Source organism: Microbacterium sp. TW_SC_2 (assembly GCF_055361165.1).
In genome coordinates this window covers 926,874-937,254 of record NZ_CM143952.1, presented here as the reverse complement: position 1 = coordinate 937,254, position 10,381 = coordinate 926,874, and the positions used below count along the sequence as shown (strand labels likewise).

At 71.3% G+C, this 10,381-nt stretch carries 11 protein-coding genes; 9 read left to right on the top strand and 2 right to left on the bottom strand.

Going from position 1 to position 10,381, the window contains the following annotated elements:
• Positions 1-22: 22 nt before the first annotated feature.
• Positions 23-796, top strand: a complete 774-nt coding sequence (locus ACWA14_RS04375; RefSeq protein ID WP_463796264.1) for an IclR family transcriptional regulator — start codon at positions 23-25, stop codon at positions 794-796.
• A gap of 27 nt (positions 797-823) precedes the next feature.
• Here the strand turns inward: ACWA14_RS04375 and ACWA14_RS04370 are convergent, their stop codons facing one another.
• Positions 824-2,953, bottom strand: a complete 2,130-nt coding sequence (locus tag ACWA14_RS04370) for a RecQ family ATP-dependent DNA helicase (RefSeq protein WP_463796263.1) — start codon at positions 2,951-2,953, stop codon at positions 824-826.
• Between the two features lie 93 nt (positions 2,954-3,046).
• Between ACWA14_RS04370 and ACWA14_RS04365 the strand changes: the two genes are divergently transcribed.
• The 8 genes from ACWA14_RS04365 (at position 3,047) to ACWA14_RS04330 (ending at position 9,783) form a co-directional block, all read left to right on the top strand.
• A complete protein-coding gene (locus tag ACWA14_RS04365; protein WP_463796262.1) occupies positions 3,047-3,466 on the top strand; it encodes a pilus assembly protein CpaE in 420 nt (139 codons plus the stop codon).
• A gap of 112 nt (positions 3,467-3,578) precedes the next feature.
• A complete protein-coding gene (gene paaA / locus ACWA14_RS04360) occupies positions 3,579-4,571 on the top strand; it encodes a 1,2-phenylacetyl-CoA epoxidase subunit PaaA (RefSeq protein ID WP_463796261.1) in 993 nt (330 codons plus the stop codon).
• Positions 4,571-4,876 (top strand): 1,2-phenylacetyl-CoA epoxidase subunit PaaB, encoded by a 306-nt coding sequence (paaB, locus tag ACWA14_RS04355; RefSeq protein WP_210097303.1) that lies wholly within the window; start codon positions 4,571-4,573, stop codon positions 4,874-4,876. The genes paaA and paaB overlap by 1 nt, the downstream gene beginning before the upstream one ends.
• A complete protein-coding gene (paaC, locus tag ACWA14_RS04350) occupies positions 4,873-5,724 on the top strand; it encodes a 1,2-phenylacetyl-CoA epoxidase subunit PaaC (protein ID WP_463796260.1) in 852 nt (283 codons plus the stop codon). Before paaB ends, paaC begins: the two co-directional genes overlap by 4 nt.
• Positions 5,721-6,248, top strand: coding sequence for a 1,2-phenylacetyl-CoA epoxidase subunit PaaD (gene paaD / locus ACWA14_RS04345; RefSeq protein ID WP_463796259.1), 528 nt, complete (start codon positions 5,721-5,723; stop codon positions 6,246-6,248). The genes paaC and paaD overlap by 4 nt, the downstream gene beginning before the upstream one ends.
• A 1-nt stretch (position 6,249) precedes the next feature.
• On the top strand, positions 6,250-7,413 hold the full coding sequence (paaE, locus tag ACWA14_RS04340; protein WP_463796258.1) for a 1,2-phenylacetyl-CoA epoxidase subunit PaaE: 1,164 nt from the start codon (positions 6,250-6,252) through the stop codon (positions 7,411-7,413).
• A 19-nt stretch (positions 7,414-7,432) separates the two neighbouring features.
• The gene (locus ACWA14_RS04335; protein ID WP_463796257.1) at positions 7,433-8,203 is read left to right on the top strand and encodes an enoyl-CoA hydratase/isomerase family protein; all 771 of its coding nucleotides are present in this window, start codon (positions 7,433-7,435) and stop codon (positions 8,201-8,203) included.
• Positions 8,204-8,259: 56 nt separating this feature from the next.
• Complete coding sequence (locus ACWA14_RS04330) at positions 8,260-9,783, top strand: ATP-dependent DNA ligase (protein WP_463796256.1); 1,524 nt, start codon at positions 8,260-8,262, stop codon at positions 9,781-9,783.
• Positions 9,784-9,825: 42 nt separating this feature from the next.
• Here ACWA14_RS04330 and ACWA14_RS04325 read toward each other — a convergent pair whose 3' ends face one another.
• The gene (locus ACWA14_RS04325) at positions 9,826-10,335 is read right to left on the bottom strand and encodes a phosphoribosyltransferase (RefSeq protein ID WP_463796255.1); all 510 of its coding nucleotides are present in this window, start codon (positions 10,333-10,335) and stop codon (positions 9,826-9,828) included.
• Between the last annotated feature and the right edge of the window lie 46 nt (positions 10,336-10,381).

Here is a 10,381-nt window from a genome sequence, read left to right as displayed (position 1 = left end):
CGATGAATCGGACGATGAAGGGATGCCCGTGATCCAGGCGATCGACCGCGCGGCGAAGATCCTCGAACTGCTCCAGGGCGCCCGCCATCTGGGCATCACCGATCTGGCCGCCGCACTCAGCCTCCCGCCCTCCACGGTGCACGGCATCGTGAAGTCGCTGCGCTCGCACGGGCTCGTCGCCAAGGAACGCGGCGGCCAGCGCTACATGCTCGGACCCACGCTGCTGCGCCTCAGCAACGTCTATCTCGACACCCTCGACGTGCGCGCCCGCGCGATGCGGTGGACGCAGGACCTCGCGCGCCGCACCGACCTCTCGGTGAGGCTCGGCGCCCCGCACTTCACCGATGTGCTCGTCATCCACCACAACCTCCGCCCCGACGACAGTCAGCAGATGCTCGAGACCGGGGTGGCGATCCCCGCTCACGCGTCCGCGATGGGCAAGGTGCTGCTCGCCTACGACCTCGGCTTTCAGCGGAGCGTCTTCGAGCTGCCGCTGCGCAGTCTCACCGGCGACACGGTCACCGACATCGCGCGACTGACTCTCGAGTTCCCCGCGATCGTCGAACGCGGCAGCGCACGCGAGTCCGACGAGGCCGTGCTGGGCGAATCCTCGCTCGCCGCGCCCATCGCCGACGCGTCGAACGACATCGTCGCGGCGGTGGCGGTCGTGATGCCGACCTCGCAGGCACCGGCATCGGACGCGGTCGTCCACGCCCTGCGCGAGACCGCGCGCAACATCTCCCGCGAACTCGGCGCGACCGCGTGGCCTCCGCGCGTCGCCCCCGCCGAGGACTGAACGGGGCGCGCGATCGGGCCGCGTGATTCAGCCGCGAGCGGCGAGCGCGAACGGGAGCACGCCCGTGGCCCCCGCCCGACGGAGCACTCGTGCGGCGACCGTCATGGTCCACCGACTGTCGACCAGGTCGTCGACGAGCAGCACCGGGCCGGCCGGCACGTCGAGGTGCTGGGCGCGGAAGCGGTCCCAGACGCCGGCGAGCCGGAAGACGCTGTTCCCGCCCGCCTGTCCGGTGGGGCCGCCGTCCACGGCGTCGAGCGCCCCGAGGTAGGGCAGTCGCCCGATCTCAGCCAGGCCGCGGGCGAGGGAGTCGACCCGCAGCGGATACGAGCGCGAGGGCATCGCGACGACCGCGACCGGGCGCTCGGCCCAGCCCCAGCCGGCCAGCACCCGCACGCATCCGTCGAGCACCTGCGGCGTGACGGCCGCGTCGGGCGCTCCCGCGGCGAACAGCTCGCGCAGGGTGTTGCCCCACCCCAGGTCGGTGAGGCGGGCGAGCGCGCGTCCCTCGGCGGCCTGCTCCTCGACACCGATGCGTCCCTTGACCGGCACGTTCAACCGGTCGGCTCCGGTCGGCCACGCCCGACGCGGCTCGATCGGCACCCCCACCCGGTCGAGCGACGCGGCGGCGTGCGTGCTCGCGGCCGCTCCGATCTCGGTCGGGAACCACGCCCCCGCACAGTTGTCGCACCGCCCGCAGGGGGCGGCCGTGTCGTCGTCGAGCGACCGCTGCAGGAACTCCATGCGGCATCCGTCGGTCTGCTCGTAGTCGATCATGTGCTTCTGCTCGGCGAGGCGCTCGGCGGCGATGCGCGCGTAGCGCTCGGCATCGTAGCTCCAGGGCTGGCCGGTCGCGACCCATCCGCCCTGCACACGCCGGACCGCGCCGTCGACGTCGAGCACCTTGAGCAGCAGCTCCAGCGGCGTGCGGCGGATGTCGACCATCGCCTCGAGCGCGGGCGTCGAGACCGGCGCATCGCCGAGCGCCCCGATCACCCGCTCCGCCCGCTCCCTGTCCGGCATCGACGCGGTCGCGAAATAGTGCCAGATCTCGCGGTCCTCGACTCCGGGCAGGAGCAGCACGTCGGCGCTCTCGCTCGCACGCCCCGCTCGGCCGACCTGCTGGTAGTAGGCGACCGGCGACGAGGGAGCACCGAGGTGCAGCACGAACCCGAGATCGGGCTTGTCGAACCCCATGCCCAGCGCACTGGTGGCGATGAGCGCCTTCACCTCGTTGCGCTTGAGCATGCCCTCCGACTCGGCGCGCTCCTCCGTGTCGGTCTGGCCGGTGTACGCCCGCACGTCGTGCCCGCGCTCGCGCAGCAGGCGGGCGGTGTCGACGGCCGCGGCGACGGTCAGCGTGTAGATGATGCCGGAGCCGGGGAGCTCGTCGAGGTGGCTGAGCAGCCAGGCCAGGCGGCTCGCCGAGTCGCGCAGGCGCAGCACGCCCATACGCAGGGAGGTGCGGGCCAGCGGGCCGCGGATCGTGAGCACGGGCTGCGCGCCGCCCGCGGTCCCCGCGTCGTCGTGCAGGCTCTCCAACTGCTCGGCCACATCCGCCACCACGCGGCTGTTCGCCGTGGCCGTGGTCGCCAGCACCGGCACGTCGGCGGGCATCTGCGCGATGAGGTCGCGCAGCCGACGGTAGTCGGGGCGGAAGTCGTGCCCCCAGTCGCTGATGCAGTGCGCCTCGTCGACCACGAGCATGCCGATGCGGCGCACGAGGGCGGGCAGCTGCTGCTCGCGGAACGCGGGGTTGTTGAGGCGTTCGGGCGAGACCAGCAGCACGTCGACCTCGTCGCGCTCGAGCTGCGCCAGCACCTCGGTCCACTCGTGCGCGTTGGTGGAGTTGATCGCGACCGCTCGCACCCCGGCGCGTTCGGCGGCGGAGATCTGATCGCGCATGAGTGCCAGCAGCGGCGACACGAGCACGGTCGGGCCTGCTCCCTGCCGCCGCAGCAGCAGCGTGGCGACGAAGTAGACCGCGGACTTGCCCCACCCGGTGCGCTGCACCACGAGGGCACGGCGCCGACCCTCGACCAGGGCCTCGATCGCCTCGTACTGCCCGTCGTGGAAGTCGGCGTCGGGGCGCCCGACGAGTTCGCGCAGGGCGCCGAGCGCGGACGTGCGCGGGTCAGAGGGAGAGACGGAGGTCATGTCCCCACTCTGCCTCACGCGTCCGACACCGCGATCCGCTGATCCACAGGTTCGCCGACCCTCGACTCGGATCACGTCGTCTAGCGTGGAGGGGTGATCACCCGAGAACTCGCTGTCGCCCTGCGTGATGCCGGCCTGTCGTGGCATCCGGCCGAAGGAGACCGCTTCCAGCTGGACCTCCCCGACGACGTGGAGCTCGAGGCGGAAGCCGACGTCTTCACGGTCAGTGAGATGACGATCGAGGCGCGGCAGACTCCGGCCGGCACCGATCTGGCGTTCAACGGCACCACCGAGTGGGCGCTCGATGCCGTGACCCTCGCGGACGCCGTGTGGCTTCCCCGGGAGGATCAGCTCCGCGACCTCCTCCGTGCGACCTTCCGCTCTCTCACCCGCCTTCCCGATGCCTTCGTCGTGGAGGTCGAGATCGCCGGCGAGACGCTGCGCTTCGAGCATCCGGACCCCTCCGAGGCCTACGGCCGAGCGCTGTACGACCTCATCTCGCGCTCGCACTGAGTCCCTCGCCCCGCACCGGCGCTGAGCCTCCCGTCTTGCGCGCCGCGGACCGTCGTGTGAGAATTACCTAACGAGCGGTCAGTAAAGCGGATCGCCTATCGAGGAGTCGATGATGACCAGCCCCGCAGACCTCAGCCTCGTCGAGGGCGAGCAGTCCCCCGAGGAGCGCCTGTTCGACGAGCTCATCGCGAACGAGCAGCGCATCGAACCGCGCGACTGGATGCCCGAGGCGTATCGCAAGACCCTGATCCGACAGATCTCCCAGCACGCGCACTCGGAGATCATCGGCATGCAGCCGGAGGGCAACTGGATCACGCGCGCGCCGAGCCTCAAGCGCAAGGCGATCCTGATGGCGAAGGTGCAGGACGAGGCGGGTCACGGCCTGTATCTCTACTCCGCCGCGCAGACCCTCGGCATCGCCCGCGACGAGATGATGGACCAGCTCATCAGCGGCAAGGCCAAGTACTCGTCGATCTTCAACTACCCCACCCCCACCTGGGCCGACATGGGCGCGATCGGGTGGCTCGTCGACGGTGCCGCGATCGTCAACCAGGTGCCGCTGTGCCGCGCGTCGTACGGTCCCTACGGGCGTGCGATGGTGCGCGTCTGCAAGGAGGAGTCCTTCCATCAGCGCCAGGGGTTCGAGATCCTGCTCAGCCTCATGCAGGGCACCGAGGAGCAGCGGCAGATGGCGCAGGACGCCGTGAACCGCTGGTACTGGCCGAGCCTGGCCATGTTCGGCCCGCCCGATGACCAGTCGCCGAACTCCGCGCAGTCCATGAAGTGGAAGATCAAGCGCTTCTCGAACGACGACCTGCGCCAGCGCTTCGTCGGGATGCTGGTGCCGCAGGCCGAGATCCTCGGCATCACGCTGCCCGACCCCGAGCTGCGGCTCGACAGCGAGACCGGCGAATACGTGATCGGCGAGATCGACTGGGACGAGTTCTTCGAGGTGGTGCGCGGCAACGGTCCCTGCAACGCCGAGCGGCTCGAGCGTCGCCGCACGGCGCACGAGGAGGGCGCCTGGGTGCGCGAGGCCGCGGCCGAGTACGCCCGCAAGCAGTCCCTCCGCCGGGCTCAGGGACCGGTCGGGAGCGTGGCGTGATGGCGACCCCGGGTTCCGACGAGCGCGAACCCTGGCCCCTGTGGGAGGTGTTCGTGCGGGCGAACCGCGGACTGAGCCACGTGCACGTCGGCTCGTTGCACGCCCCGGACGCCGACATGGCGATCCGCAATGCCCGCGATCTCTACACGCGGCGCGGTGAGGGCGTGTCGATCTGGGCCGTCCCGGCGGACGCCATCACCACGAGCGACCCCGACGCCAAGGGCGCCTACTTCGAGAGCCCCGCCGGCAAGAACTACCGGCACGCCGTGTACTACACGGCATCCGAGGGGGTGCCTCACCTGTGACCGCCGCCGCCCCTCAGAACGCCGACGTGCGCGCGGACGTGCACGGCGACGTCTCGGTCGACGAGCTCCGCCTCGCGCAGGAGCTCTCCGGAACGGGCGCCGCAGCGGCATCCGCCGACATCGCCGAGTACGCGCTCCGTCTCGGCGACGACGCGCTCATCCTGTCGCAGCAGCTCGGTGCGTGGATCTCCCGTGCCCCCGAGCTCGAGGAGGACGTCGCGCTCGGCAACATCGCCCTCGACCTGCTCGGCCACGCCCGCTCCTTCCTGCACTACGCCGGTTCCTACGACGGACGCAGTGAGGACGACCTCGCGTTCTTCCGCGATGAGCCGGACTTCCGCTGCGCGTGGATCGTGCAGCAGCCGAACGGCGACTTCGCGCAGACCATCGCCCGCCAGTTCGTCGTCTCGACCTTCCTGTTCGAGCTCTACTCCGCGCTGCGCGCCAGCAGCGACGAGACCTTCGCCGCGATCGCCGAGAAGGCGCTCAAGGAGGTCGACTACCACCGCGATCATGCCGTGCAGTGGATGCTGCGCCTCGCCGGGGGCACGGAGGAGTCGCGCGAGCGGATCATCCGGGCGAACCGCGACGTGTGGCCGTACGTCGACGAACTGTTCCGCGACGACGACCTCATCGAACGCCTCGGCGACGCCGCCGTGCGGCCCTCGAGCCTGCGCGCGGGCTTCGACGGCGTCGTCGACACGGTGTTCGCCGACGCCGAGCTGTCCGTCCCCGCGGTGGTCGCGTCCTCCGCGGGCGGACGCCAGGGGGCCCACGCCTCCCCGCTCGGGCATCTGCTGGCCGAGATGCAGGTGCTCGCACGCCGGCATCCGGGGGCATCGTGGTGACCCGCGCGTCGCGCCCCCTGAGCGAGGATGCCGCCGACGACCCGGCCGGGACCCGGGCCTGGCGCATCGCCGCCGCCGTTCCCGATCCCGAGGTGCCGGTGCTCACGATCGAGGATCTCGGTGTGCTGCGATCCGTCGTGGTCGACGGCGACCGCGTGCAGGTCGACATCACTCCGACCTACAGCGGATGCCCCGCGATGGACACGATCCGCGACGACGTGATCCTGTCACTGACCGCGGCGGGCTTCGCCGATGTCGATGTGCGCCTCGTGCTCTCTCCCGCCTGGACGACCGACTGGATGTCGGATGCCGGGAAGCAGAAGCTGACGGAGTACGGCATCGCCCCGCCGTCGGGACGCGCGGCCGTCTCGACCGGCCCCATCCGTCTGGCGATCAGCGTGCGCTGCCCTCGCTGCGGCTCGCTCGACACCCGCGAGGTCTCCCGCTTCGGCTCGACGTCCTGCAAGTCCCTGTTCGAGTGCCGGGCCTGCCTGGAACCCTTCGACCACTTCAAGGTGCACTGAGATGCCGCTGTTCCGCTCCGCCCCGACCGCCGCTCCGGCATCCGCTCCGCCGCGCCGGGCCGGCGAGCGCACCCGCGCGCGGTTCCACACCCTCACGGTCGAGGACGTGCGACCGCTCACGGCCGACGCGGTCGAGGTCACCTTCACGGTGCCCGCCGCCCTCGCCGATGACTACGACCACCTGCCCGGTCAGTACGTCGCGCTGCGCACCACGCTCGACGGCACGGAGGTGCGCCGCTCGTACTCGCTCTGCCGTGCGCCGGAGCACCGCGGCGACGGTCTCGACACGCGGCTCAGCGTGGCCGTGAAGCGCGACGAGGGCGGGCTGTTCTCGACGTGGGCGCAGACCGGACTGCATCCGGGATTCCGCATCGACGTGATGAGCCCGCAGGGCACCTTCACCTCGGGTCTCGACGACCTCGACCATCGGCATCTCGTCGGCATCGCGGCCGGTTCCGGGATCACCCCGCTCATGGCCCTCGCCCACACGGTGCTGTCGCGCTCCGAGACCTCGCGGTTCACGCTGCTCTACACCAACCGCTCGGCGCTCGACGTGATGTTCCTCGACGATCTCGCCGACCTGAAGGACCGCTATCCGACCCGCGTCACCCTGCATCATGTGCTGTCGCGCGAGCAGCGCACCGCGCCCGTGCTCTCGGGGCGCATCGACGAGGAGAAGCTGCGCACGATCCTCGGCGCGCTGATCGATCCGACCGACGTCGACGAGTGGTTCCTGTGCGGCCCGCTCGCGCTGGTCGACCTGTGCCGCGAGGTGCTCGCCGATGTCGGCGTGGCGCGTGAGCACATCCGCTTCGAGCTGTTCACCACGGGTGACGAGCCGGTGCGCGCGGCGCGGCCCGTGGAGGTGCGCGCGGGGGCGAGGACGTTCCGCATCGAGGTCACTCTCGACGGTGTCTCCTCGACCGTGGAGAGCCCGGTCGACGCGCACGAGTCGGTGCTGAACGCGGCGCTGCGGGTGCGCCCGGATGCGCCGTTCGCGTGCGCCGGCGGGGTGTGCGGCACGTGTCGCGCCCGCGTGCTGGACGGCAGCGTCTCGATGACCGAGAACTACGCGCTGGAACCCGACGAACTCGCGCGCGGCTACGTGCTCACCTGCCAGTCCCACCCCACGAGCGACCGCGTCGTCGTCGACTACGACGTGTGATCGGATCGAGAGGATCCCCATGATCGACCTCCGCATCGCCGACGACGTCGCGCACATCACGCTGAATGCCCCGGCCACGCTGAACGCGCTCGACGAGCAGGCGCTGCACGGCCTGGACGCCGCCTACGCCGAGGCGGAGGCGGCCGAGGTCCGCGCGCTGATGCTGCGCGGCGAGGGCCGGGCCTTCTGCGCCGGGCGCGACATCTCGGGCGTCGATCCCCGCGACGACGACGTGATCGGCTACCTCGGCGGACTCGTCACACCGTTGCTGCAACGCATGTCGCGGTTCCCCGCGCCGACGTTCGCGGTCGCGCACGGCGCCTGCCTCGGCGTCGGGCTCGGGCTGCTGATCGCCACCGACGTCGTCTACGTGGCGGAGTCCGCCAAGATCGGCTCGCCGTTCGCCGCACTCGGGGCGACCCTCGACTCCGGGGGCCACGCGCTCTTCCTGGACCGGCTGGGCGCCCACAAGACGCTCGACCTCATCTACACGGGACGCCTGATGAGCGGGTCGGAGGCCGTGGCATCCGGACTCTTCTCCCGCGTCTTCCCCGACGACGAGGTCGTCGCCGCGACCACGGATGCCGCGGCTGCCGCTGCCCGCGGGGCGACCGCCGCCTTCCGCGCGAGCAAGGAGCTCGTGGCACGCATCCGCGACGAGCGGCTGGCGCTGTGGGAGTCGATCGATCTCGAGAACGCGGCGCAGGCCGCACTCTGCGACACCGACGACTACCGCGAGGGCTTCGCCGCCTTCCAGGAGAAGCGGAAGCCGCGGTTCCGCGGGGTGTGACGCCCTCAGCACCATCCCTCCTCGGCGATGTCGGTGCCGGGTGGGAGAATTCGGGAATGCTGCTGTCGGAGCTCGTCACCACGACCGAAGAGGTCACCGCCACGTCGTCGCGTCTCGCGAAGATCGACATCCTCGCGCGCCTGGTGCGCGATGCGGCGCCGGACGAGATCCTCCCCCTCACCGGTCTGCTGCTCGCCCACCCGCGCCAGGGTCGGCTCGGCGTCGGCTGGCGCGGGATCTCCGCCCTCGAGGTCTCCCCCGCAGACACGCCGACGCTGAGCATCGCCGACGTCGATGCCGCCCTGACGGCTCTGGCGTCGGCGCTCGGCTCCGGCTCCGCGGCCGTGCGCACCGGACTGCTCTCCGATCTCGCGCACCGCGCCACCGCGACGGAGTGGGACTTCCTGGTCCGCGCGATGCTCGGCGAGCTGCGCACGGGTGCACTCGGCGGCGTGCTGCTCGACGCGATCGCCCGCGCGGCGGATCGCCCCGTCGCCGTCGTCCGCCGAGCCGCGATGCTCTCGGGCGACCTCGGTGAGACGGCGCGCATCGCCCTCACCGCCTCTGCCGAAGAACTCGATGCCGTCGGCCTGCGGGTGGGGCGCCCGGTGCTGCCGATGCTGGCCGGCACCGCGTCGACGGCGGCAGCGGCCGTCACGGAGACCGGTGAGGCATCCGTGGAGTTCAAGCTCGACGGCGCGCGCATCCAGGTGCACCGGCACGGCGAGGAGGTCGGCGTGTACACGCGCTCCCTCGCCGACATCACGCACCGCGTGCCCGAGATCATCGAGATCGTGCGCGGTCTCCCCGCCGACGACCTGATCCTCGACGGCGAGACGCTGTCCCTCGACGAAGACGGCGGGCCCCGCCCGTTCCAGGAGACCATGTCGCGCTTCGGCGCCGATGCGTCGCGCGACCTCGTGCTGCGGCCCTGGTTCTTCGACGTCCTGCACGTCGACGGACGCGATCTGCTCGACGAGCCGCTCTCGACCCGTCTCGCCGAACTCGAGCGCGTGGCCGGAGACTGGCGGATGCCGGGCATCGTCACGGCCGACGCGGAGGCCGCCGAGCAACTGTCGCGCGAGGCTCTCGCCGCCGGACACGAGGGCGTCGTCGTGAAGGCGATCGACTCGCCCTACGCCGCCGGACGGCGCGGCAAGTCCTGGATCAAGGTGAAGCCGGTGCTGACCTACGACCTGGTCGTCCTGGGTGCGGAGTGGGGCTCGGGGCGCCGGCAGGGCTGGCTGTCGAACCTGCACCTCGGCGCCCTCGACCCCGAGGGCGAATTCGGCGAACCCGGCGGCCACGTCATGGTGGGCAAGACCTTCAAGGGACTCACCGACGCGCTGCTGCGCTGGCAGACCGAGACGTTCCCCGAGTTCGAGACCCGGAGGACGCAGAACACCGTCTTCCTGCGCCCGGAGATCGTCGTCGAGATCGCGATCGACGGCGTGCAGCGCTCCCCCCGGTATCCGGGCGGGATCGCCCTGCGTTTCGCTCGGGTGAAGGGCTACCGCTCCGACAAGACCGCGGCGGGGGCCGACACGATCCAGACACTGCGCGCGCTGCTGCGGGCCTGAGCCCGCACAGGGGGCTCAGGCGGCACAGGCAGCGCAGGCGCCTCACGCCGACGGCGTGAGGCCCTCATCCTCCTCGCGCACCGTGCCCTGGAACGACCACGGGAAGTCGATCCAGAGGTCGGTGTCCTTCCAGGAGTAGTCGGGCTGGATGATGGTCGACGGCTTGGTGTAGATCGTCACCGAGCGCACCTCGGCGCCCTTGTCCTGCAACAGCTGCACCGCGAGCGCCAGCGTGCGCCCCGAGTCGGCGACGTCGTCGACCAGCAACACGCGTCGCCCGTCCAGGTAGGCCATGTCGAGCTCCGGGGGGAGCACCTCGGGAGCGTCGAGCACCGTGCCGATGCCGGTGTAGAACTCGACGTTGATCGCGCCGCAGTTCTTGGCACCCAGCCCGTACGCGATCGCCCCGGCCGGGAGGAGTCCCCCGCGCGCGATCGCCACCACGACCTCGGGCTGGAAGCCGCTGTCGAGGATCGTGCGCGCGAGCGCGCGGGTCGCCGCGCCGAAGCCGTCCCAGGTGAGCGTCTCGCGCTCGATCGTCGTATCCGTCATCCGGTCATTCTCCTGCATCGCCGCCCTGCCTGGCCTTCCTGCATCG